The following is a 22,693-nucleotide window of genomic DNA, read 5'->3' on the forward strand; positions in this document are numbered from 1 at the left end:
ATTAGTTATGTGTATAATGGAAGTGTTATTAGAGAATGAAGGGGTTTAGCATGGCAACCATTCAGGAAGAAATTTTAAATCAAATTAAGCGATATGATACAATCATCATTCATCGCCACCAACGGCCTGATCCCGATGCTTACGGATCACAACTAGGTTTGAAGGCTTTGTTGCAAGCTAGTTTTCCAGAAAAAAATATTTATGCAGTCGGTAAAGAAATTCCAGGATTATCTTGGATTAGTTCATCTGAGCAGTTTATGGACGATATTCCTGATGCTACTTATAATAAGGCCTTGGTGATTGTGTGTGATACTGCTAACGATCCTCGTGTTGATGATCAGCGCTGGCGCCAGGGTCTTGAAATCATTAAAATTGATCATCATCCTAATGATGAACCCTTTGGGGATTGGCAGTGGGTTGCTGATGAAAAAGCCGCTACTAGTATCATGATTTATGAGTGGTATGAGGCCTTGAAAGATCAAGGTTTGCAGATGACGGCTGAAGCAGCCCGATACTTGTACATTGGCATTATTGGTGATACTGGGCGTTTTTTGTATAGCCTGGATCAAGAAGTTTTCCGAGTTGTTTCAGAAATCTTTGCCTATCAATTTGATTACCAGTCAATTTATCTGCACATGACTACTGTTTCCGAGAGTGCTGCTAAACTCTCAGGATACGTGTTACAGCACTTAAATATTTTGCCATCTGGTTTTGCCTACGTAGTCTTAACTCGGACGCTTATTCATCAGTTTGATCTGGGGGATGCAGGAACATCCTTTATCGTGCCACTACCGGCCAAAATTGATCGAGTCAAAGCTTGGGCTATTTTTGAAGAGCAAGATGAGGGTAATTACCGCGTTCGGATGCGTTCACGGAGTGTGCCTATTAATAAGATTGCCCAAAATTTTGATGGTGGTGGTCATCCGATGGCCTCCGGTGCCTGGGCTCAGGATCAAGAAGAGATTGATAAAATCATTAAAAGTGTTGACCAAGCAATTTTGGTTGACGAACAGACTCAGCAGGTAAAGGATAAACTGGATGACTGACCAAACAAACTATTTTGGTGAATTTAATTTAAAAAATGATGTAATCTCAGCGTTGACTAAGATTGGTTTTACCAAGCCAACTCCGGTTCAAGCTAAATTAATTCCTGATATTTTACAGGGAAAGGATGTGGTCGGCCAATCTCAAACTGGTTCGGGTAAGACCCATACCTTTTTGATTCCTATTTTTAATGCATTAGGGGCAGATTTAGAAGCTACCCAGGTAGTGATTACCACACCTTCGCGGGAATTGGCCGCTCAAATTACTCGAGCTGCTCGTCAAATGAGTGATGCTATGGGGTATGAAAAAGTTTCCATTGCTGAATATGTTGGTGGAACTGATAAGCAACGGCAGTTGCGGCAGTTAAGCAAGCATCAAGCCCAAATTGTGATTGGTACACCAGGAAGAATCCGTGACTTAGTTGCTTTAAAGGCGCTACGATTGACTTCAGTGAATACTTTAGTGGTTGATGAAGCTGATATGACGCTGGATATGGGGTTCTTAAGTGATATTGACTATATCGCTGGAGCCATGCCGGAACAGTTACAGACCTTAGTTTTCAGTGCTACTATGCCTGAAAAGTTAAAGCCATTTCTAAAAAAATATCTGGATAACCCGCATTTTGAGGAAATTCCAACGACTACAGTGATTGCTGACACGATTGATAATTGGCTTTTGGCCACTAAATCAAAGTCTAAAGAGGCTGTATTAGATCAACTTTTGGGGATTTTGAATCCTTATCTAGCTCTTATTTTTGCTAACACTAAGGAGCGAGCTAAGGAATTAAGCCGACACTTACGGGAACGAGGCTTGAAGGTCGCTGAAATTCACGGCGATATTAATCCGCGTGAGCGTCGTCGAGTCATGAAAGATATTCAACATTTAGACTATCAGTATGTGGTAGCCACTGATTTAGCAGCTCGAGGAATTGATATTGAAGGGGTTTCCCACGTCATTAACGATGGGATTCCTAATGAATTAGAGTTCTTTGTTCACCGAGTTGGGCGAACCGGTCGAAACGGGATGAGTGGGATTGCGATTACCCTGTATAGTCCCGATGAAGATGCCGCAGTAGTTGAATTGGAGAACTTAGGGATTAACTTCCAGGCGATGGAAATTCGTCAAGGTGAAATTTCACCCATTAAAGACCGACGAGCCCGTCATCAACGAGTGGCAACGACTAATAAGTTGAAGCCTGAGATGATTGGGATGGTTAAAAAGAAAAAGAAGATTGTTAAACCGGGTTATAAGCGTAGGATTAAAAACACCTTGAAGCGTGAGCGGCAGATGGAGCGTCGTATTGAGCAACGTCAAGAACGTCGTGCTGCTCATAAAAAATAAAAAAGTTCAAAATCAAACGATTTTGAACTTTTTTAGTGATTACTATTTGATTGAAAATCGGCTTCATTATCAAATTGAAAGGCCAATAAAGAATTCGTGATTGATTGAGTTGCCATCTCTGAATGGGGCACACTAGTACTTGTTGTGTGGCTGGAACTAGCGGCCTGGGATTGAAGAGTTGGCGTGATACGATTGGAACTAGTTGAATTATTTAGGAAATGCTGATCAACCTGCTGTGACTGTTGAACGGGCCTAGCAGAACTAGTTGACTCACTGGGAAGGTCTGATACAGCTTGTTGCTGGGACTGATCGTTAGCCTTCTTCAAAAAAGTGTCTCGTCGTGCGACTTCCTCGGAAGGGTTGTCGGTGTTTAGGGGATGATCTAAGTCCGTTAAAATATTAATGACGACCCGATGCGAATGATTTTTAATGACGTAACTGCCTTCGGCAATGGCTCCAACTTGATTTTCTAATTGTTGCGCTAAAAAGCCCGTTTCTAAATTAAAGTCAGCTTGACGATTAAGGTCTAAACGTTGGTGTACTAAGGAACCTTTGAGAAACCAAATTTGTTCGGTACTACTTTGGCGTGAAATGTCTAAATCACCTAAGCCAGCTGTTTGAAAAAATTGTTTAAGTTCTTCAATTGTATCTAAAGGAAATTGACGGGCTAATTCTTTACCTGCCCAGTAGGCAATGCCATGATAATCAGTTTGTAGTAAATTGCTTAGCAGCGCATCCCGCAGTAGAAGAGTTGCAAAGAAATTGACAGATTGGGGATGGGCGTTCATCTCGTCATAAGTATTGATATTCATAGTTGATCCTCTCTAGAAATTTATTATAACAAAACTCCCTTCGATTAAGGGAAATGCTTGCAATATAAGACCAACTGTTCATAATAAAATATATGATAAATGATAGTCGACCAATTGGAATGATGGATTCTGGCGTAGGTGGTTTGACCGTTTTGTTGGCGGCCCAACAGGCTTTACCTCAGGAACATTTTGTATATGTAGGTGATACTGCCCGGATGCCTTATGGTAGTAAACTTGCTAGTGATGTAGTGTCTTTTAGCCAAGAAATTGCGAATTTTCTAATCAATAATTATGATATCAAGCTCTTAGTTATTGCCTGTAATACTGCGTCAGCCTGTGCCTTACCAATTTTAGCTAAAGAATTAAATATTCCTGTTATTGGGGTGATTGATGGCGGTGCTCGAGCGGCTGTACAGCAGAGTCAAAATCAAAAAATTGGGTTAATCGCTACTCAGGGAACGGTGAATTCTGGTAAGTATCAGGCTGAAATCAAGCAATTAAATCCTAATTTAACCGTAATTGCGCAAGCAGAACCAGAATTTGTTACCTTAGTGGAAAGTGATCAAGCTAATAATTCTGCCTATCAACCGCTAATCAATCAACACCTAGCTATGTTTGTTAATCAAGGTGTTGATACCTTGGTGTTGGGATGTACGCATTTTCCGTTACTAGGCAAAATGATTCAAAAAGCAGTGGGCGATCAGGTTACCTTAATTGAACCAAGTTTTGAAACGGCCCATGATATTAAAAAATATCTTATCCAACATGAAATGTTGGCTAGCCGGGACTTGCCTCCAAAACCTAATCGCTATTTTACTACCGGAAATTGTGCCACCTTTGCCCAAATTGCTAGTAAATGGTTACAGCCCACTAGGCCATTAGTGGTGTCCCATTTGGCAATTAAACAAAATGCTACTCAGGAATATTTGGAGGAAGTTGTATGTCCCGATTAATTATAGCCAGTAATAATGCCCATAAACTTAGTGAAATTAAAGCAGTCTTACAAGCACAAGCAATTGATTTACCAGTATTGGGCCTAAAAGATTTACCGCAACAACCTGAAGTAGTCGAAGATGGGGATAGTTTTTTGGCCAATGCTCGTAAAAAGGCTTTAACGATTGCCAGCCTGTATCCAACTGATTATGTTTTGGCCGACGATTCCGGATTGGTTATTCCAGCCTTAAACGGTGAGCCAGGGGTATATTCGGCCCGCTATGCTGGAGACCATGATGATGTGGCCAATAATAAAAAAGTTTTAACCAAACTACAAAATGTGCAAGGCTCTCAAAGAGCTGCCTATTTCACGACCGTAATGGTTTTAGTTGGCCCTGATCGGCCTGAATTAGTGACTCAAGGGCGGGTAGATGGTTTTATTACCCAACATCCACACGGACAAAATGGGTTTGGCTATGATCCAATTTTTTGGCTGGCTGATGCCAATGCAACCATGGCTGAAATTTCAGCTAGCCAAAAAAATGCAATTAGCCATCGAGGACGGGCCTTGGCGGAATTAGTTCAAGCTTTACCAGCATGGCTGAAGGAGTAAAAAATGGGTAAAATTTTAATTGTTTCAGATGTACATGGAGATCGGGCGATTTTAGTTGATATCTTAAATCACTGGCACAATCAGGTGGATGCAATTTTCTACAATGGGGATTCCGAATTAGCCGCCGATGATTCAGTCTTTGATGGAGTATCAACGGTAATTGGCAATCGGGATAGTGATGCTAATTTTGTAGAAGCACGTTCTACTACTGTTGACGGGGTAACTTTTTTCCAAACCCACGGGCATTTGTATAATGCTCGGGACTTTATCCATTGGGCTAATCTAACGGATATGAATCAAGCTGCTAACGAAGCCCAGGCTCAGGTCGTTTTGTTTGGTCATACTCATCAATCTGGGACTCAAGTTTATGATCATAAGCTATTTATTAATCCAGGATCAACGACCTTACCAATGGGAGAGTATGCCAGTTTAGGTGGTAGTTATGCCATCTTGTCAATTGAACCCCAGCAGTTAATCGTTGATTTTTATAACCGTCAGCACCAAGAACTGCCTGTTTTAAAAGCAGTGGTTAATCGTGATCAACTAAAGTAATTTTGAGCTAAACCTGCTTATCAGTAAGCGGGTTTTATTATTTAATTGGGTTTGGTTACTTGTGTATAATGGAGTTGTTATGGAAGAAAATCAACCAGAATTTAATTATTGGGATGCTCCTCAAAATGAAACCGATGAGCTTTTGCGTGAGGTAGCGGTAAATGCTAGCGAACAAGAAGATGAATTTTCTTTGCGTCCGCGCCGGCTAAGTGAATATATTGGTCAAGAAGCCCTTAAAGATGAACTATCGGTCTATATTGCGGCCGCTAAACAGCGCCAGGAAGCCTTAGATCATGTGTTACTCTTTGGCCCTCCCGGGTTAGGGAAAACGACTCTGGCCATGATTATCGCCAATGAAATGGGCGTTCATTTAAAAACGACCTCCGGACCGGCCATTGAAAAATCAGGCGATCTTGTGGCGCTATTAAATGGGATTGAACCTGGGGATGTTGTTTTTATCGATGAAATTCATCGCTTACCCACGAGCATTGAAGAAATGCTGTATTCAGCCATGGAAGACTTCTTTGTCGACATCATGGTTGGACAGGGGCCAACCGCACGAGCCGTTCATTTTCCCTTACCACCTTTTACCTTAGTGGGTGCGACGACTAGACCTGGTATGCTATCTAAGCCTATGCGCGACCGATTTGGTATTATTAATTCTTTGCGCTATTATCAGCCAGAAGAATTACAAGAAATTGTTAAACGAACGGCCGACATTTTTGAAACCCCGATTACTCCAGAGGGAGCCTATGCAATTGCTTCTCGTTCCCGGGGAACACCGCGAATTGCTAATCGTTTGTTAAAGCGAGTACGTGATTTTGCGCAAATTGCTGGTAAGCCAGCTATTGATGCATCTATCGTAGAAATGGCTTTAACTAAACTACGGGTTGATGAACGGGGATTAGATGAAATTGATCATAAATTGTTACAAACGATGATTGATTACTATGAAGGGGGTCCGGTTGGTTTAAATACCATTGCGGCAAATATCGGTGAAGAAGCCGAAACACTTGAATCAATGGTGGAACCATATTTGCTTCAGATTGGTTTTTTGCAACGAACCCCGCGAGGTCGTCAAGTGACTCCCGCGGCTTATCAACATCTAGGAATGCAGCAACCTGAACCCAAATAAATTAAAGGAATTTGTATGACTGAAAATAAAGTTTATCAATTATCGGATTTTGATTATCATTTACCCGAAAAACTCATTGCCCAAACACCGTTAAAACAGCGGGATCAATCTCGTTTGTTGGTTCTTAATGCTAAAACTGGAGAATACCAAGATCGTCATTTTTATGATGTTTTAGACTATTTAAATCCAGGGGATGCCTTAGTAATGAATAATTCCCGGGTTTTGCCGGCTCGGTTGCATGGTGTCCGGCCAGAAACCGGTGGTCATGCCGAAGTTTTGTTACTACGACAGGACCGCGGCGATGTTTGGGAAACGTTGGTTAAGCCGGCTAAGAAATCCCCAATTGGTTCAACTATTGTTTTTGGTAATAATCCGGATCATCCTTTGATGACGGCAACCGTAGTTGGCGAACTGGAACATGGTGGTCGCTATGTTGAGTTTTCCTATGAAGGTATTTTCATGGAGTTGTTGGAACAATTAGGCGAAATGCCTTTGCCACCGTACATTAAAGAAAAATTAAGTGACCAAGAACGTTATCAAACCGTTTATTCCAAAGTCGAAGGGTCAGCTGCAGCGCCAACTGCTGGCCTACACTGGACCCCAGAGCTATTAGAAAAGGTTCGAGCCAAAGGCGTGCAAACGGTAGAATTAACCCTACATGTTGGCTTGGGAACTTTTCGGCCAGTCGAAGAAGAAAATATCGAAGATCACAAGATGCACTCTGAGTTTTATCAACTGACTCAAGAAGCGGCCGATACTTTGAATGCCGTTCGAGCCCAAGGCGGTAAAATTGTCGCTACCGGAACCACGACGATTCGGACCTTAGAAACGATTGGCACTAAATTCAATGGGCAATTACAGGCTGACTCTGGTTGGACAGACATCTTCATTAAACCTGGTTATCAGTGGCAGGTCGTGGATGCCTTTATTACTAATTTCCACTTGCCTAAATCAACCTTAATTATGTTAGTGGCAGCCTTTACTGGCCGGGAAAATATTTTAGGTGCCTATGAACATGCAGTTCAGGCCGGTTATCGTTTCTTTAGTTTTGGCGATGCAATGTACGTTCATAAATAAAAAAAGAACCTCATTAGAGGTTCTTTTTTTATTGGCTTAAATTCTTAAGTCGATTTAAGCCCGTGTTATAATGACAGCATGAAAGAATATCAAAGTAATGGGGTTATTGATACCCAAAATTTAGCCCAAAAAGTCGCTCAAATAACTTATCCAGGACTGGTTATTACCTTAAACGGCGATTTGGGTGCTGGTAAAACGACCTTTACGAAGGCTCTAGCTCAGGAATTGGGGGTAAAAGCCCGGGTAAAAAGTCCAACTTTTAATATTTTAAACATCTATCAGGGACAGGATTTTCCAATTTATCATTTTGATGCTTATCGTTTAGAAGAAAGTGGCGCTTTAGATCAGGGATTTGAAGATTATATCGAGACTGATGGTTTGACTTTAATTGAATGGCCTCAGTATATGGCTGATTTGTTACCCAACGATTATTTGAGTTTGGATTTTATTCGACAGGCGGGAGACAATCAACGTTTGATTCAAATTACTGGTCAGGGAACTGGCACGAAATTAGTGGAGCAGTTGGCATGATCAATCAGGATGACTATAGTTTAGCAACCTTAAATGCTCAATTGGCACCATTTGCTAGTCAATTAATCAATCAATTACAGCAAGAAAGTGATACCTTTACGATTGGCAGTGTGCGTGACGGCCAAGACGGGATAGTCGAGTCAACTGACGATAGTCCGGCTAAAACATGGTTAATTTTAAAAACAGAACAGCCAATTGGCCTGGCTTCGATTGAACAAGGTGAAATCGGTTTGGCCATTTTAAAGAAAGAACAGGGGCAGGGGATTGGCCAAATGGTGGTCCGAGCTTTAATTGACTGGGTGCAACAAGTTGATTTAGCCTATTTATGGTTAGATGTACAAGAACACAATGTACCGGCTATTCATATTTACCAAAAAATGGGCTTTGAATTTACCGGTGCTTCGCAACAATTAACCCTGCCCAACCAACGACAGGTTGTCATTTTACGAATGGAGTTACCCTTAAAATGAACTTTGTGGCAATTGACTTTGAAACTGCTAATCATGAGCGTCATTCAGCATTATCTTTAGCCTTAGTAGTGGTGCGTAATGATCAAATTATTGATCAATTTTATAGTCTGATCAAACCGGCAACTTATATTAGTGCCCGTAATACTCAAATTCACGGGATTACCAAAGACGATGTAGCCGATGCGCCCGAATTTCCAGCGGTTTGGGATAAAATTGCGCCTTTATTTACTGAAGATCATTTGGTGGTTGCTCATAATGCTAATTTTGATAGTAGTGTTTTAAAGGCGACCTTAGCTTATTATGGTATCGCTGAACCACATTATCAGTTACTTGATACCGTCCAAACCAGTCGGCGATTATTAAATTTAGAAAATTATAAATTAAATACCGTTGCAAAAAGTTTAACCATTCGTTTGGATCATCACCATAATGCTTTGGCCGATGCGATTGCGGCGGCTCAAATTTTAATTTATGAACACCAACAATTTGGACCTGCTCCGCTAAAAGCTTTGGTCCGTAATAAATAAAAAAGTAATCAACCAGTTGGTTGATTACTTTTTTATAGATTAATTTCTAATTCAATGGGGGCGTGATCCTGTCGAGCTCCAGTATCAATAACGCCTGTTTTTTCAACTAAATTATTAATCCGATTGCTGACGAGATAGTAGTCAATCCGCCAGCCAGAATTATTGATTTTACTGGTTTTAGAGCGCTGCGCCCACCAAGTATAAAGGCCGGTTTGGTCAGGATGTTCTTGACGCATGGTATCAGTAAAGCCAGCGGCTAATAACTCAGTAAATTTTTGCCGTTCTTCATCGGTAAAACCAGCCGAATGGTGGTTGCTGTTAGGATGTTTTAGATCAATTTCTTTATGGGCAACATTTAAATCGCCACTGAAAATAACTGGTTTGCTTTGGTCTAGCTCACTAACATACATCCGAAAAGCATCATCCCAGGCTTGGCGATCGGGTAAGCGATCTAAATTACTACCGGAATTGGGTGTGTAAACTGTTACTAAGTAAAAATTGGGGTATTCTAGGGTAATTACCCGGCCTTCCTGATCCATTTCACCCGGAGCTCCCAATATTGGATAACTAACATTTTCCGGTTTGTTTTTAGTTAAAAACATAGTACCAGAATAGCCCGAACGGGCGGTACTGGATGAAGTATAGATTTGATAATCAGGAAAAATTTCCTGGAGGGCTTTTTCTTGTTTAGGTGTTAAACCAGTCGCCTTAAGCTTGGTTTCTTGAATAGCCAGTACTTCTGGTTGGCGTTGGGCAATTTCATTTAAGACTGCCCAAGTCATTTCTCCACGGGGGCTGCTGTGCGTAATTGCGGCATTAATTGAATCGATGTTCCATGAAATAAATTTCAAAAGAGACCTACTTTCTACTTAATTTAATTGACTATATCGGCGCATAAATGGACTAATTTGGCCACTAATTTGCGTGGGTAGGGTGACATAATAATCTTGGGCAAGCTCCTGGGCAATGGCAGAATGAGCATAAGTAGCAGCCATCACGGCTGAAGCTACTGGATGAAATTGTGCCGAAAAACCAGCAATCATTCCGGCTAGAGTATCGCCCATCCCACCTGTGGCTTGATAGGGACCCCCAACTGGAATTTGGTACACTTCATTTTTAGTATAAATTTGGGTGTGATTACTTTTGAGAACTAATAAAGGTTGGTTCGTATAATCTTGTAACGCCTGCCAATTTAAATCAGTTTGATTTTGATTGGCAATGGCAATATGGCTTAGGCGTTGCCATTCCATCTGATGTGGGGTCAATACCAAGTGACAGACTGGTAGCACTTGGGGATGTTGTGCTAAAAGGGTCAGGGCGGAACCGTCGATAATCAAAATTTGATGGGGCTGGATACTGGCTAGCACCTTTTGAAGAAGGGGTAGTTGATCACCCAAACCAGAACCGATTAAGACTACATCACTGTTGACAATTAAAGCTTTCAAATCTTGTTGGTAGTCAGTTACCATGGCTTCAGGCGTGTGGCAGTGAATTGCCGTAAAATTACTGGGATCAGTGGCAACTGAGACCAAACCAGCACCACTATGAACGGCCGCCATAGTGTTCATTATCACGGCGCCACCGTAGTTAGTATTTCCGCCAATGATTAAAACACGGCCGAAGCTTCCTTTGTAGCTGACACTGGATCGTTTAGTGATGACTTCTTTTAAAATTTGATCGGTTAAAATCCTCATACCTAGCCTCCTCACTAAACATTTTACATGACTGACATGTATAATGAAGAGTAAGATTCTAGAAATTTTAGAAAGAGCTTAGAATCAACCAACATCAAATGTTTTCATACGGAGGTAGCAAATGACTGATTGGCAAAAAGAAGCACAAGTACGGCAAGATGACTATTTGACAGATTTAACGACTCTATTGGCCGTTAAATCTGTCCGTGATGACCAGCAGGCCACCAGCGAGGCACCTTTAGGACCGGGGCCTAAACAAGCCCTAGACACCATGTTAGCAATCGCAGAACGGGATGGTTTCCGGACTAAAAATATTGATAATATTGTTGGTTATATTGAAATTGGACCTGAAGATAGCCAAGACTACGTGGCTTTGTTGTCGCATGTTGATGTCATGCCAGCCGGTGAAGGTTGGGAGACCGATCCCTTCCAGGCTAAAATTACCGAAGATAAGGTGATTGCCCGAGGTGCTTCTGATGATAAGGGACCCGGCATGGCGGCCTATTATGGTTTTAAAATTATTCGTGATTTAGGACTGCCTTTGAAACATCGGGTGCGTTTGATTTTTGGTACTGATGAAGAAAATGACTGGACGGGCATGACTCGCTATTTTGAAGTTGAACCAGCGCCGTTGCTAGGATTTTCACCGGATGCGGAATATCCCATTATTAATGGTGAAAAGGGTAATGTTCAAATTGAAATTAAAAGTGCGGCCAGCAATGGCGGCAGCGTCACTTTAGAACGCTTTGAAGCTGGTATGCGTACCAATATGGTACCTGGTGTAGCCCGGGCCAGCCTTAAATTGGCAGAACCGGCAATTATCACAGATGATTTTAAAGCCTACCTAAATTACCATCCAAATGTGAAGGGCGAATTAAATATTGCAGGACAGGAAGTTCACGTAACGCTTTGGGGCAAACAGGTTCATGGCGCTATGCCAGAGACTGGCGTTAACGCTGGCACATATTTGGCCAGTTTCTTGAAGCAATATGATTTTGGTGGGGATGCTGCTGAGTTCTTAAATTACCTTGGTGGACCCGCCCACAATGATACGCGTGGCGTTAAGTTTGGTGTTGACCATGCCGATGAAGTCATGGGCGCTTTGTCAATGAATGTTGGTATCCAAAAGTTTGTTGCCCAGCAAGAGGCCTTTTTAAACTTTAATTTCCGTTATCCAAAGGGCATTGAACCAGAACAAATTCTAACCAAGTTGACCCAAGCTACTGGCTCTTGGGCAGCGACTGTTACCATTGGTGGACATACTCAAGTGCCTCACTATGTAGCTCCTAGTGATCCTTTGGTTCAAACGTTGTTAAATATTTATCATGAACAGACTGGCTTACCCGCTTATGATCAAGTTATTGGTGGTGGAACCTATGGGCGCTTGATGAAACGGGGGGTCGCTTTTGGTGCTTTATTCCCTGATTCACCGGATACCATGCATCAGGTCAATGAATTTGCCTTGATTAGTGATTTAGTTCGCTCAATTAGTATTTATGCACAAGCTATTTTTAAAATTTCGGCTTTAGATTAAGGCTGAAAACTTGAGTTAATCCCGCTTTTAGTCTAAAATTGTAGGGAGTTAATTATTGGAGGATTTAATATGTCTAAGTGGACACCGGCAACGGATGCAAAGAATCGCGGTACATTAGAATTTACAGTACCTCAAGAAGAGGTAAAGCAGGGCTTGAAGGCTGCTTTTGAAAAGAATAAGGACAAGATTGCGGTTCCTGGTTTCCGTAAGGGAAAGGTGCCCATGGCGCTTTTTATCCAAAAGTTTGGTGAAGAAGCTCTTTACCAAGATGTTTTGGATCAAGTTTTGCCTGCTATTTATGAAGCAGCAGTCTTGGAAGCTGGCATTAACGTGGTAGGACGTCCAGGAATTGCCCCCGTATCAATGAACAAGGGTGAAGATTGGCAGTTAAAGGCTGAAGTAACAGTTGCTCCTGAAATTAAGTTGGGAGAGTACTTGGGTCTTGAAGTACCTGCCCAAGACGAAGCTGTTGACGACGCTGCCGTTGAACAAGAATTGGGCCAAATGCGTGAGAACCAAGCTGAATTGGTCTTGCAAGAAGATGGTGTAAAGGCTGAAGAAGGCGATACTGTTGTGATCGACTTTGATGGTTCAGTAGATGGGGAACATTTTGATGGTGGTCAATCCAAGGATTATTCTTTGGAATTAGGCTCAGGACAATTCATTCCTGGCTTTGAAGAACAATTGGTTGGTCATGAAGCTGGCCAAGAAGTTGACGTTAAGGTTACTTTCCCTGAAGAATACCAAGCTAAGAACTTAGCTGGTAAGGAAGCATTGTTTGAAGTAACTATTCACGAAATTAAGCGTAAGTCATTGCCTGATTTGGATGATGAATTTGCTAAGGATGTTGATGAAGACGTTGAAACTTTGGCTGAGTTGAAGGAAAAGGTTCAAAAGCGCCTTGCTGACGAAAAGCAAGCAGCTGCTAAGGACGCCTTCGAAGACGCTGCAGTAAACGCCGTAGTTGATAATGCTGAAGTAATTGGCGATGAAATTCCTGAAGCAATGCTTCAAGAAGATATCGACAACCAAACTAATCAGTACTTGGGTCAGTTGCAACAACAAGGTATCTCACCAGAAATGTTCTTTAAGATTTCTGGTCAGACTAAGGAAGGTTTGAGCGCCCAGTTTAAGGAAGGTGCTGACCGCCGTGTTAAGACTGGTTTGGTATTGGATGCCGTTGTTAAGGCTGAAAACATCACACCATCTGATGAAGAAGTTAACGAAGAAGTTAAGAGCTTATCTGAACAGTACCATGTTGATGAAGCTCAAGTTCGGGCTGCTTTGTCAGATACACTTTTGAAGCATGATATCGCTATGCGTCAAGCAGTTGAAAAGATTGTTTCATCTGCTAAGGCTATTCAAAAGTAAAATCAAGAAAAAAGCCTTCGGGCTTTTTTCTTTTACCCTGCTTGATAACTATTTTAAGATTGATAAAATAGAGGGTACTTTAGCTTATAAAAAAGGAAATAAATATGGCCAAAACACCAAATTATTCACCTGAGGTTCACTGCAGCTTTTGTGGCAAACCAGCTAGTGAAGTTAAAAAACTAGTTGCTGGCCCAGATGGATTATATATTTGTAACGAATGTGTTGATTTAGCTGAGCAAATTATTCAAGAAGAATTTGCTGCTGAACAAGGTGAACACTTATTGGATTTGCCAACTCCCCATCAAATTGTGGCGGAGTTAAACGACTATGTGATTGGACAAGAAGATGCTAAAAAGACCTTAGCAGTTGCTGTTTATAATCATTACAAGCGGGTTAACGAAAATAATCTAAAAACTACTGAAGTTGAACTACAAAAGTCTAACATTGCTCTTTTAGGACCTACAGGTTCGGGAAAGACCTATTTAGCCCAAAGTTTGGCTCGTATTCTGGATGTACCCTTTGCCATTGCTGATGCTACGACTTTGACTGAAGCTGGGTATGTAGGAGAAGATGTTGAAAATATCTTGCTTAAGCTCCTACAGGCTGCCAATTTTGATGTTGAACGGGCTCAACAAGGAATTATTTATGTTGATGAAATCGATAAGATTGCTAAAAAATCAGAAAACGTTTCTATCACGCGTGATGTTTCCGGTGAAGGTGTCCAACAGGCCTTGTTAAAGATGCTAGAGGGAACCATTGCCAGTGTGCCACCTCAGGGTGGTCGTAAGCATCCGCAACAAGAGCTGATTCAGGTTGATACGACCAATATTCTCTTTATTGTCGGTGGAGCTTTTGCTGGTCTAGAAACCATTATTAAAGAGCGTTTGGGGCAACGAGTAATTGGTTTTGGTTCTATCCAAGGGAATCGTAAAAATGATGAATTGGATGACAAAAACATTTTGAAACAAGTGGAACCTGAGGATTTGTCTAAGTTTGGATTAATTCCAGAATTTATTGGCCGTTTGCCAATTTTGACTGTCCTTGATGAGTTGACTGTTAAAGACTTAACTCATATTTTGACTCAACCCAAAAATGCCTTAGTGAAGCAGTATAAAGCCTTGTTGGGCTTAGATGAAGTTGATTTAGAATTTGAGTCAGCAGCCTTACAAGCCATGGCTGATTTGGCGATTGAACGAAAAACAGGTGCTCGTGGCCTACGTTCAATTATTGAAGCGGTGATGAAGGAAGTTATGTATGATATTCCTAGTCGCCCTGAGATTGCCAAGGTAATCATCACTAAGGAAAGTGTCCTGGGCCAAAAAAGTCCTGAATTAGTCTTAAAGGAAAAGAAATAAGATGGAAGTCCACAATGTTGAAATCGTTATGAGTGCGGTTAATCCCAGTCAGTATCCAACTGATGGACAGCCGGAATTTGCCTTGGTTGGTCGTTCCAATGTAGGGAAGTCTTCTTTGACCAATACCTTAATTAATCGTAAGGGATTGGCCAGGACTTCTTCTCAGCCTGGTAAGACTCAGACATTGAATTTTTATCATGTTGAAGACTCTTTTTATTTTGTTGATGTGCCTGGTTATGGCTATGCCAAAGTATCTAAGAAAAAGCGTGAGGCCTTCGGTCAAATGATTGAGACTTACATCTCAACGCGTAAGCAACTTCGCGGCGTGATTGCCTTAGTAGATGCTCGGCACGCCCCTAGTCAAGAAGATGTGATGATGTATCAATGGTTGGATTATTATAATATACCAATTTTAGTAGTTGCTACTAAATCAGATAAAATTGCTCGTGGTAAGTTTAACAAAGCTGAGTCAATTGTTAAAAAGAGTTTGGAATTCAATCCCGATAATAGCACATTTCAATTCTTTTCTTCGCAAACTAAGACCGGGAAGGATGAAGTTTGGCAGTGGATTGAAGACCATATGTAATTAAATATATAAACTATACCATTGTTTATTTAGGATAATTGAGTACAATAGAGTCTAGGAGGTTGTTGAAATGTCAGAAGATACAGCAATTTTTGCCGGAGGGTGTTTCTGGTGCATGGTCGAGCCCTTTGATAGTCTACCTGGAATTATCAAGGTTCGTTCGGGTTACACTGGGGGACATGTACCCAATCCGACCTATGAACAAGTCTGCAGTCATACAACTGGGCATACTGAAGCGGTTAAAGTCTGGTTTGACCCTGAAATTATTTCTTACCGTCAGTTGGTAGATTTGTATTGGCAAGTCGCTGACCCAACCGATGCAATGGGCCAGTTCCAAGATCGTGGTGATAATTATCGTCCCGTGATTTTTGTCAATAGTCCTAAGCAACGCGAAGTGGCGGAAGAATCCAAGCAAGACTTAGCCACGTCACAACGTTTCGATGACCCAATCGTAACGACAATCGAGGATGCGCAGCCATTTTATGACGCTGAAGAGTATCACCAAGATTTCTATAAAAAAGATCCTTTGCGTGAAGCAGCTATGATGGCTCCGCGGGTTCGCTATCAGGAAAAATATTGGGAGGATAAGCAATGACCAAATATTCTCAAGATGAACTCAAGCAACGGCTAACGCCAGAACAATATGATGTGACGCAAAATGCTGCAACAGAACGGCCCTTTACTGGTAAATATGACCAGTGGTGGGATGACGGCATTTTTGTCGATGTTGTCAGTGGAGAACCTTTATTTTCTTCTACGGATAAATATGATTCTGGCTGTGGTTGGCCTGCTTTTACCAAGGGAATTAATGATTTAGCCGAATCAACTGACCATTCCTTTGGCATGACTAGAACTGAGGTTCGTTCAAAAGAAGCCGGTTCTCATTTGGGACATGTTTTCCCAGATGGGCCTGCTGATCAAGGTGGTCTGCGTTATTGCATTAACTCGGCTAGTTTACGTTTTATTCCTAAAGCTGATTTACAAAAAGAAGGATATGGAAAGTATTTGACTTTATTTGAATAATAATCATGGTTGAAAAGTCCGACGGTCGTTGGGCTTTTTCGATTTGGTAAAAATGTTACAATAGGGACATTGAAAATCGTTAAATAAGATAAATCGTTGGATGAGGTTATGGTTGAAACGAGTAATTTAGTTAAGGATAATTTAACTGGTAGCAGAATTGGTGTCTTTTTTGGTACTTTGGCGCCCATGCACATTGGACATCAGGCCGAAATTTATAAAGCAGCAGCCTTAAACGATGGTGTAGTAGTGATTGTTTCGGGTTATACAGGAGATCGGGGCGATAAAATCGGGCTACCGGTTGAAAAAAGATTTCGTTATGTGCGGGAGGCTTTTAATGATGAGCCTAGTATTAAGGTCGATTATATAAATGAAGATCATATTCCCGTTATGCCTGGCGGTTGGACGGAATGGACCCGTCTTTTAACAGAAACTATCCAGCGTAACATCGTGAATCCAGATGCCCAGGTAACTTTGTATACTGGTGAACCAGAGTACCAAGCTAAATTGCAAGAATTACTGCCCAATAATGGTCGCTTTCAGGTTAGTTTAATGGATCGAACAATTTTACGGGTATCAGCCACTGCCATTCGTAAAGATCCTATGGTTAATTGGGATTACATTAATCGAGTTTTTCGTCGGCATTTTGCCCATAAAATTACCATAATGGGCGCTCCGAATACCGGAAAATCAACGCTGGTTCGACGTTTAGCTCGTACTAGTAATTCACCTTTTTCAGATGAATATGCTCGACATTATCAAGAAGAATCCAATGTTTGTAACGATGAGTTGATCCTAAAAGATTATATTCGGATTATTCAAGGACAATACGATGCCAATTCTAATGAAATTAATTCACCAGCCAATAACGGATTAACTTTTTTTGATACAGATGCCATGGTAACGATGGCTGAAGCCCATATCTTTTTACCAGCAACCGATAATGAACAACTTAAGGCTTTATTTGATAATACAATCAAAGAAGAGGAGATTGACCTAATTTTAGTGATTCCACCTTTTGAACAAGAAGGGGTCGATAATGTCCTACAAAAACGTTTTCATCAGGAATTACTTAAAATTATTGAACAATATGGTTTTAGCGATAAATTAGTGATTTTAGATCGACCTGGTAATCGTGAAGATCGTTATGGTTACTATGCCCGTTATTTACAAGCTTTAGATGCTATCCAAGATCGTTTGGGGATTAATTTAAAGCATATTTAAACAGTAGAACCAACGTTTTGTTGGTTTTTATTTTATCAACTAATGCCAACTCAGAGGTAGAAAGGACGTAACCATGAATCCAATCTATGCACAGGTCATTGTGGATGTCCCAACGCAGCAAACTAATCAACCCTATACTTATGCAATTCCAACAAATTTGTTTGATTTAGTGCAAGTGGGGATGCGTGTGAAAGTTCCCTTTGGTAAACGTGATGTCATGGGCTTTGTGGTGAATTTAATTGATCAAAAACCATCGGATCGTATCCAAATTAAAGCAATCCAATCTGTTATGGATTTGGTGCCCGTACTTAATTCAGAATTACTGACCTTATCGGCACACCTAGCCCAAGATGTTTTTGCCTTTCGGATTTCAGTGTTAAAAATGATTTTACCCAATGCCCTTAGTGCTACTTATCAGTATTTAATCCAGCTTCAGCCGACCTTTATATTGAATGACGAAAGCCAATTTTTACAAGAATTAGATCAGCAAGTTGTGCAATTAAGTGACTTCACCTCACGGCAACGACGTTTAATTTCAACCCTAAATCAGCAAGGACAGCTAACGGTGGAAATGCTGATTCAAGACCGGTTAGGTATCAAAACGCAACGAGCTTATCAAATTACGGCTGACGATGATTTGCTGGTTCAAGCCCAGCTAAACTTGCGAGCCAATGCGCATCAGCAATCCCAACTCTTAGCTTTTGCCCGACAAAATTTAGGCCAAGCTTTTACCCAAAAAGAATTAGTTGAAATGACGGATCTTAGCTCAGGGACTTTACGGGCCGGTGTTAGTAAAGGGTGGTTACAAGTTTTAGCGGTTGAGAAGCTACGCCGACCGCAAGAAACTATGAATCAGGCTCATGAAGCTAATTTAGCTTTGAATGAACAACAACAACAGGCCTTTGAAAAAATAATAACCGCCCATCAAAATCATACTTATCAACCGTTTTTGTTAGAGGGAATTACTGGTTCTGGTAAAACCGAAGTTTATTTACAAGCAGCCCAACAGATAGTTCAAGATGGCCGTACGGTCCTATTTTTAGTGCCTGAAATTGCTCTAACTCTACAGATGATTCGGCGGGTAAGTTCTCGGTTTGGATCAGGTGTGGCAGTTTTGCACTCTGGTTTGAGTGAAGGTGAGCGTTACGATGAATGGCGGCGGATTCAACGTGGTGATGTGAATGTGGTAGTCGGAGCTCGCTCAGCAGTTTTTGCCCCCTTGACTAATATTGGCCTCATCATTGTTGATGAAGAACATGAAGTGAGTTATCAACAACAGGATAATCCACGCTACAACGCGCGCCAAGTAGCACTTTGGCGGGGAGAATATCATCACGCGCCCGTCATTTTAGGCTCAGCTACGCCGTCATTAGAAAGTCGCGCTCGTGCCCAAAAGGGGCTTTATCAACTACTAACACTAACAAAAAGAGCAGGGGATGCCCATCTACCAACCGTTCAAGTTGTTGACATGCGTGAGAGTTTAGCTGATAACCAGGAAACTAATTTTTCACCTGAATTAAAGCAAAAAATAATTGAGCGAATTCAAACCCATCAGCAGGTCGTTTTGTTACTGAATCGGCGTGGCTTTTCTAGCTTTGTCATGTGTCGTGATTGTGGTTACGTCCCCCGTGATCCTAACTGTAACTTAGCTATGACCTTGCATTTAGATAGCCATTGTTTAAAATGCCACTATTGTGGTTATCAAACGACCATTCCGCATCGATGTCCTCAGTGTCAATCAAATCGAATTCGTTATTATGGTACGGGTACTGAAAAGGTAGCCAGGGAGCTAGAACAAATACTACCCGAAGCTCGAGTAATTCGCCTAGATCAAGATACAACCCGAAAAAAGGGTAGTTTGGCCAAAGCTTTACAGGATTTTGGTCAGCAAAAAGCTGATATTTTACTGGGGACACAAATGGTTGCCAAGGGATTGGATTTCCCAAATGTTACTTTAGTAGGGGTTTTGAATGCCGATACGGCGTTAGGTTTACCTGATTTTCACGCTAGTGAGCGGACCTTTCAGTTATTAACTCAGGTAAGTGGCCGGGCAGGTCGGGGTCAAACGGCTGGAGAAGTGGTAGTTCAGACCTTTAATCCGGAGCATTATGCGATTGCTTTTGCACAAAAACATGATTACGAAGGGTTTTATCGCTACGAAATGCGATTACGTCAAGTCGGACAATATCCACCTTACTATTACACGATTCAAATTCAAACGAGTGACTTGGATGAAAATGTGGTGGCCGTTCATACTGCCCAAATTACCCGTTGGTTAAAAACCCAGCTTAAAAAAGACGTGATTATTCTCGGTCCTTCGCCCCAACCAATTGCTAAATTAAAAAAACGGTACTATTTTCAAATCTTATTAAAGTTTAAAAAGCCCCATGAAAACGATGCGCTTTTACAAGAACTAATTCAGCTGGCCCAACAGATTAAGGGAAATTTTCAGGTCAACATTGTCCGTAATCCGCTGACATTTATGTAAAAGCAAAAGTTTGGTACAATAACAGTAATTACAGGTGCTCGAAGTCTTTCGAGCCCTTTTCGTTAGTGAGGATAATTATGACATATCGGGTAGTATTTATGGGCACCCCCCAATTTGCAGTACCAATTTTAGAAGCCTTGGTTGCTAGTAATCAGTATGAGATTTTGGCGGTTGTTACTCAGCCAGATCGACCACAGGGACGTAAAAAGACTTTGACTGCTAGTCCGGTGAAACAAGTAGCCCTGGAACATGACTTACTGGTGCTGCAACCAGGAAAGATTGGCCAGTCAGAAGCGATGAATCAAATTATTGCCTGGCAACCAGACTTTATTATTACTGCAGCTTTTGGACAATTTTTACCTACAAAACTATTGAATTCAGTTAAAATTGCTGCAGTTAACACCCATGCCTCGCTCCTACCAAAATATCGAGGGGGCGCACCCGTTCACTATGCCATTATGAACGGTGAACAAGAGACTGGTGTTTCCATTATGTACATGGTGAAGGAAATGGATGCCGGCGATGTTATTGACGTTGTCCGAGTACCAATCCAAGATGATGACAATGTCGGTACCATGTTTGAAAAGCTTAGTCTTGCTGGTCGTGATTTGTTGATGGCGACCTTACCTAAGATTGCCAGTGGTCAAATTCAGCCAGTTACCCAAGATCCATCAGCAGTGACTTTTTCACCCAATATTAGTCATGAACAGCAGCAATTGCATTTTAAAGATGAAACAGCCCAGCAATTAGACTGGCATATTCGTGGTTTGTATCCAACGCATCCGGCCTACATGCAAGCTGGCGGACAACGTTTTAAGCTAGTAGCCGTTAAAGTACTAAAGGAATCAACTGATCAAGAGCCGGGAACCATCGTTGCCAAAGATAAAAAAACTTTGACGGTTGCTGCAGCTAACCATACTCAATTGTTAATTTTGCGCTTACAACCTGCCGGTAAGCCAGCCATGGATATTGCTGCCTACTTAAATGGTGGAGGACGTGATTTGTCAGTCGGACAAGCTTGGGTTGAGGATTAAAAATGTCAGTAAAAAAAGTTAACAGTAATAATCCACGTGTTTTAGCGGTGCAAACCTTAAGTCGAGTCAAAGATGGCGCCTATTCCAACTTACAGTTAAATCAAGTGATCAAAAAGCATCAGTTGTCAGCAGCTGATCGCTCGTTACTAACAACTCTCGTTTATGGCGTGATTCAACATCGCTTAACTTTGGAATTCTATCTAGCCCCCTTTATTAATCCCGCTAAAATTGACCCCTGGGTTCGTGAATTATTATATACGGCCTTATTCCAATGGCAGTTTTTGGACCGGGTGCCTAAGCATGCTCTATTTAACGAAAGCATTGAAGTTGCTAAAATTATGGGACATCAAGGAACTGCTAAATACGTAACGGCCATTTTACATAAAATGGACCGGGAAGGATTACCCAATTTACAGGCAATTGATAATCCAACTGAGCGCTTGGTCGTTGAATATAGCGTACCGCATTGGTTAGTGGAAAATTTAATCAGCCAAGTCGGCCAGTCAAAGACTCTTGCTATTTTAAAGAGCATTAATTTAGCACCTAAACAGTCGATTCGGGTCAATAGCGCTTTGTCCACCGATGATCAGGTGGTTGCATCCTTAGAAGAAGCTGGTTTAAAGGTTAAAAAATCAGCTATTGTGCCGCATGCTTATTTGGTGACAGGGGGCCATGTTGCCACTAGTCAAGCCTTTTTAAAGGGTTGGATAATACTTCAAGATGAAAGCGCCATGTTGCCGGTAGAAAGTATGCAGTTAAATTCGAGTGGCCAATCGGTATTGGATGTTGCTGCAGCACCAGGTGGTAAAACCACACAAATTGCTGCCGCCGTAGGTGAGGCAGGACATGTTTTGGCACTGGATATTCATCAACATAAAATTAAGCTGATTTTAGACAATGCTCAGCGTTTGGGCGTGGGAAATCAGGTTAGCGCTCAAATGTTAGATGCCCGTCAAATTCCAAATCAGCTAAGTCAACAATTTGATCGTGTTTTGGTGGATGCTCCTTGTTCGGGTTTGGGATTATTACGGCGTAAGCCAGAAATTCGTTATGAAAAAACTTTAGCCGATGTGGAAAAATTAGCAAAACTACAGGGAGAAATATTAAGTGCATCTAGTCACATTGTGAAAAAAGATGGTATCATGGTTTATAGTACTTGTACCATTTTGCAGCAGGAAAATAGCGATGTTGTGCAGCAGTTCTTAGCTCAACATCCTAATTTTGAACTGCTGGCTACTAAGACGGATTTTAATTTGAAGTCTGACCGTCAAGAAAAAACATTGCAGATTTATCCTGATGATTACCTGACGGACGGTTTCTTTATTGCCACCTTCCAACGCAAGGAGTAATGT

23 protein-coding genes are annotated in these 22,693 nt (G+C 41.5%); 20 read left to right on the top strand and 3 right to left on the bottom strand.

Annotated elements, in window-relative coordinates; genetic code table 11:
* The first annotated feature begins 50 nt into the window (after nucleotides 1–50).
* Both M4974_RS05480 and M4974_RS05485 read left to right on the top strand, forming a co-directional pair.
* Complete coding sequence (locus tag M4974_RS05480) at nucleotides 51–1,046, top strand: DHH family phosphoesterase (protein WP_089938696.1); 996 nt, start codon at nucleotides 51–53, stop codon at nucleotides 1,044–1,046.
* Entirely contained in the window at nucleotides 1,039–2,385 is a 1,347-nt protein-coding gene (locus M4974_RS05485; protein WP_248715827.1) for a DEAD/DEAH box helicase, read from the top strand. Before M4974_RS05480 ends, M4974_RS05485 begins: the two co-directional genes overlap by 8 nt.
* Before the next feature lie 32 nt (nucleotides 2,386–2,417).
* Here the strand turns inward: M4974_RS05485 and M4974_RS05490 are convergent, their stop codons facing one another.
* Entirely contained in the window at nucleotides 2,418–3,197 is a 780-nt protein-coding gene (locus M4974_RS05490; protein ID WP_248706474.1) for a YslB family protein, read from the bottom strand.
* A gap of 92 nt (nucleotides 3,198–3,289) precedes the next feature.
* Between M4974_RS05490 and murI the strand changes: the two genes are divergently transcribed.
* From murI to M4974_RS05530, 8 genes are all read left to right on the top strand, one after another.
* Entirely contained in the window at nucleotides 3,290–4,150 is an 861-nt protein-coding gene (gene murI / locus M4974_RS05495) for a glutamate racemase (RefSeq protein ID WP_248706475.1), read from the top strand.
* The gene (gene rdgB, locus M4974_RS05500) at nucleotides 4,138–4,743 is read left to right on the top strand and encodes an RdgB/HAM1 family non-canonical purine NTP pyrophosphatase (RefSeq protein WP_248706476.1); all 606 of its coding nucleotides are present in this window, start codon (nucleotides 4,138–4,140) and stop codon (nucleotides 4,741–4,743) included. Before murI ends, rdgB begins: the two co-directional genes overlap by 13 nt.
* 3 nt (nucleotides 4,744–4,746) lie before the next feature.
* Nucleotides 4,747–5,295 (top strand): YfcE family phosphodiesterase, encoded by a 549-nt coding sequence (locus tag M4974_RS05505; protein WP_248706477.1) that lies wholly within the window; start codon nucleotides 4,747–4,749, stop codon nucleotides 5,293–5,295.
* 79 nt (nucleotides 5,296–5,374) lie between these two features.
* The gene (ruvB, locus tag M4974_RS05510) at nucleotides 5,375–6,430 is read left to right on the top strand and encodes a Holliday junction branch migration DNA helicase RuvB (protein WP_248706478.1); all 1,056 of its coding nucleotides are present in this window, start codon (nucleotides 5,375–5,377) and stop codon (nucleotides 6,428–6,430) included.
* 15 nt (nucleotides 6,431–6,445) lie between these two features.
* A complete protein-coding gene (queA, locus tag M4974_RS05515) occupies nucleotides 6,446–7,507 on the top strand; it encodes a tRNA preQ1(34) S-adenosylmethionine ribosyltransferase-isomerase QueA (protein ID WP_248706479.1) in 1,062 nt (353 codons plus the stop codon).
* 78 nt (nucleotides 7,508–7,585) lie between these two features.
* Nucleotides 7,586–8,038 carry a tRNA (adenosine(37)-N6)-threonylcarbamoyltransferase complex ATPase subunit type 1 TsaE gene (tsaE, locus tag M4974_RS05520; RefSeq protein ID WP_248706480.1) on the top strand — a complete coding sequence of 151 codons (453 nt, stop codon included), beginning with the start codon at nucleotides 7,586–7,588 and terminating at the stop codon, nucleotides 8,036–8,038.
* On the top strand, nucleotides 8,035–8,508 hold the full coding sequence (locus M4974_RS05525; RefSeq protein ID WP_248706481.1) for a GNAT family N-acetyltransferase: 474 nt from the start codon (nucleotides 8,035–8,037) through the stop codon (nucleotides 8,506–8,508). The genes tsaE and M4974_RS05525 overlap by 4 nt, the downstream gene beginning before the upstream one ends.
* Nucleotides 8,505–9,035, top strand: coding sequence for a 3'-5' exonuclease (locus M4974_RS05530; RefSeq protein WP_248715828.1), 531 nt, complete (start codon nucleotides 8,505–8,507; stop codon nucleotides 9,033–9,035). Before M4974_RS05525 ends, M4974_RS05530 begins: the two co-directional genes overlap by 4 nt.
* 32 nt (nucleotides 9,036–9,067) lie before the next feature.
* On the opposite strand, the gene M4974_RS05535 is transcribed toward M4974_RS05530, so the two are convergent.
* Nucleotides 9,068–9,886 carry an exodeoxyribonuclease III gene (locus tag M4974_RS05535; RefSeq protein ID WP_248706483.1) on the bottom strand — a complete coding sequence of 273 codons (819 nt, stop codon included), beginning with the start codon at nucleotides 9,884–9,886 and terminating at the stop codon, nucleotides 9,068–9,070.
* Between the two features lie 18 nt (nucleotides 9,887–9,904).
* Nucleotides 9,905–10,729 (bottom strand): NAD(P)H-hydrate dehydratase, encoded by an 825-nt coding sequence (locus M4974_RS05540; RefSeq protein ID WP_248706484.1) that lies wholly within the window; start codon nucleotides 10,727–10,729, stop codon nucleotides 9,905–9,907.
* A gap of 121 nt (nucleotides 10,730–10,850) precedes the next feature.
* On the opposite strand from M4974_RS05540, the gene pepV reads away from it, so the two are divergent.
* The 10 genes from pepV to rsmB all read left to right on the top strand — a co-directional run bounded on the left by pepV (nucleotide 10,851) and on the right by rsmB (nucleotide 22,690).
* Nucleotides 10,851–12,263 carry a dipeptidase PepV gene (gene pepV / locus M4974_RS05545; RefSeq protein WP_248706485.1) on the top strand — a complete coding sequence of 471 codons (1,413 nt, stop codon included), beginning with the start codon at nucleotides 10,851–10,853 and terminating at the stop codon, nucleotides 12,261–12,263.
* 69 nt (nucleotides 12,264–12,332) lie between these two features.
* Nucleotides 12,333–13,634: a trigger factor gene (gene tig / locus M4974_RS05550; protein WP_248715829.1), complete on the top strand. Its 1,302-nt coding sequence runs from the start codon at nucleotides 12,333–12,335 to the stop codon at nucleotides 13,632–13,634.
* A gap of 104 nt (nucleotides 13,635–13,738) precedes the next feature.
* Entirely contained in the window at nucleotides 13,739–14,989 is a 1,251-nt protein-coding gene (gene clpX / locus M4974_RS05555) for an ATP-dependent Clp protease ATP-binding subunit ClpX (protein ID WP_248706487.1), read from the top strand.
* 1 nt (nucleotide 14,990) lies between these two features.
* A complete protein-coding gene (gene yihA, locus M4974_RS05560; RefSeq protein ID WP_248706488.1) occupies nucleotides 14,991–15,575 on the top strand; it encodes a ribosome biogenesis GTP-binding protein YihA/YsxC in 585 nt (194 codons plus the stop codon).
* A 70-nt stretch (nucleotides 15,576–15,645) separates the two neighbouring features.
* Nucleotides 15,646–16,170 (top strand): peptide-methionine (S)-S-oxide reductase MsrA, encoded by a 525-nt coding sequence (gene msrA / locus M4974_RS05565; protein WP_248706489.1) that lies wholly within the window; start codon nucleotides 15,646–15,648, stop codon nucleotides 16,168–16,170.
* Nucleotides 16,167–16,598, top strand: a complete 432-nt coding sequence (msrB, locus tag M4974_RS05570) for a peptide-methionine (R)-S-oxide reductase MsrB (RefSeq protein WP_248706490.1) — start codon at nucleotides 16,167–16,169, stop codon at nucleotides 16,596–16,598. The genes msrA and msrB overlap by 4 nt, the downstream gene beginning before the upstream one ends.
* Nucleotides 16,599–16,706: 108 nt before the next feature.
* On the top strand, nucleotides 16,707–17,819 hold the full coding sequence (locus M4974_RS05575; RefSeq protein ID WP_248706491.1) for an AAA family ATPase: 1,113 nt from the start codon (nucleotides 16,707–16,709) through the stop codon (nucleotides 17,817–17,819).
* A gap of 73 nt (nucleotides 17,820–17,892) precedes the next feature.
* The gene (gene priA, locus M4974_RS05580; RefSeq protein ID WP_248715830.1) at nucleotides 17,893–20,307 is read left to right on the top strand and encodes a primosomal protein N'; all 2,415 of its coding nucleotides are present in this window, start codon (nucleotides 17,893–17,895) and stop codon (nucleotides 20,305–20,307) included.
* A gap of 77 nt (nucleotides 20,308–20,384) precedes the next feature.
* Entirely contained in the window at nucleotides 20,385–21,341 is a 957-nt protein-coding gene (gene fmt / locus M4974_RS05585) for a methionyl-tRNA formyltransferase (protein WP_248706493.1), read from the top strand.
* 2 nt (nucleotides 21,342–21,343) lie between these two features.
* Nucleotides 21,344–22,690: a 16S rRNA (cytosine(967)-C(5))-methyltransferase RsmB gene (gene rsmB / locus M4974_RS05590; protein WP_248706494.1), complete on the top strand. Its 1,347-nt coding sequence runs from the start codon at nucleotides 21,344–21,346 to the stop codon at nucleotides 22,688–22,690.
* Nucleotides 22,691–22,693 lie beyond the last annotated feature (3 nt).

Origin of the sequence: Convivina praedatoris, from assembly GCF_933208495.1 — a bacterium.
Classification (GTDB): Bacteria; Bacillota; Bacilli; order Lactobacillales; family Lactobacillaceae; genus Convivina; species Convivina praedatoris.

What these genes read in the sequence shown, in the direction of transcription:
- fmt (WP_248706493.1), top strand. Translation starts at nt 20,385, where the DNA reads ATGACATATCGGGTAGTATTTATGGGCACCCCCCAATTTGCAGTACCA.
- murI (WP_248706475.1), top strand. Translation starts at nt 3,290, where the DNA reads ATGATAAATGATAGTCGACCAATTGGAATGATGGATTCTGGCGTAGGT.
- tsaE (WP_248706480.1), top strand. Translation starts at nt 7,586, where the DNA reads ATGAAAGAATATCAAAGTAATGGGGTTATTGATACCCAAAATTTAGCC.
- ruvB (WP_248706478.1), top strand. Translation starts at nt 5,375, where the DNA reads ATGGAAGAAAATCAACCAGAATTTAATTATTGGGATGCTCCTCAAAAT.
- msrA (WP_248706489.1), top strand. Translation starts at nt 15,646, where the DNA reads ATGTCAGAAGATACAGCAATTTTTGCCGGAGGGTGTTTCTGGTGCATG.
- clpX (WP_248706487.1), top strand. Translation starts at nt 13,739, where the DNA reads ATGGCCAAAACACCAAATTATTCACCTGAGGTTCACTGCAGCTTTTGT.
- pepV (WP_248706485.1), top strand. Translation starts at nt 10,851, where the DNA reads ATGACTGATTGGCAAAAAGAAGCACAAGTACGGCAAGATGACTATTTG.
- rsmB (WP_248706494.1), top strand. Translation starts at nt 21,344, where the DNA reads ATGTCAGTAAAAAAAGTTAACAGTAATAATCCACGTGTTTTAGCGGTG.
- queA (WP_248706479.1), top strand. Translation starts at nt 6,446, where the DNA reads ATGACTGAAAATAAAGTTTATCAATTATCGGATTTTGATTATCATTTA.
- M4974_RS05540 (WP_248706484.1), bottom strand. Translation starts at nt 10,729, where the DNA reads ATGAGGATTTTAACCGATCAAATTTTAAAAGAAGTCATCACTAAACGA.
- M4974_RS05525 (WP_248706481.1), top strand. Translation starts at nt 8,035, where the DNA reads ATGATCAATCAGGATGACTATAGTTTAGCAACCTTAAATGCTCAATTG.
- M4974_RS05480 (WP_089938696.1), top strand. Translation starts at nt 51, where the DNA reads ATGGCAACCATTCAGGAAGAAATTTTAAATCAAATTAAGCGATATGAT.
- M4974_RS05530 (WP_248715828.1), top strand. Translation starts at nt 8,505, where the DNA reads ATGAACTTTGTGGCAATTGACTTTGAAACTGCTAATCATGAGCGTCAT.
- tig (WP_248715829.1), top strand. Translation starts at nt 12,333, where the DNA reads ATGTCTAAGTGGACACCGGCAACGGATGCAAAGAATCGCGGTACATTA.
- M4974_RS05490 (WP_248706474.1), bottom strand. Translation starts at nt 3,197, where the DNA reads ATGAATATCAATACTTATGACGAGATGAACGCCCATCCCCAATCTGTC.
- rdgB (WP_248706476.1), top strand. Translation starts at nt 4,138, where the DNA reads ATGTCCCGATTAATTATAGCCAGTAATAATGCCCATAAACTTAGTGAA.
- priA (WP_248715830.1), top strand. Translation starts at nt 17,893, where the DNA reads ATGAATCCAATCTATGCACAGGTCATTGTGGATGTCCCAACGCAGCAA.
- M4974_RS05485 (WP_248715827.1), top strand. Translation starts at nt 1,039, where the DNA reads ATGACTGACCAAACAAACTATTTTGGTGAATTTAATTTAAAAAATGAT.
- msrB (WP_248706490.1), top strand. Translation starts at nt 16,167, where the DNA reads ATGACCAAATATTCTCAAGATGAACTCAAGCAACGGCTAACGCCAGAA.
- M4974_RS05575 (WP_248706491.1), top strand. Translation starts at nt 16,707, where the DNA reads ATGGTTGAAACGAGTAATTTAGTTAAGGATAATTTAACTGGTAGCAGA.
- yihA (WP_248706488.1), top strand. Translation starts at nt 14,991, where the DNA reads ATGGAAGTCCACAATGTTGAAATCGTTATGAGTGCGGTTAATCCCAGT.
- M4974_RS05505 (WP_248706477.1), top strand. Translation starts at nt 4,747, where the DNA reads ATGGGTAAAATTTTAATTGTTTCAGATGTACATGGAGATCGGGCGATT.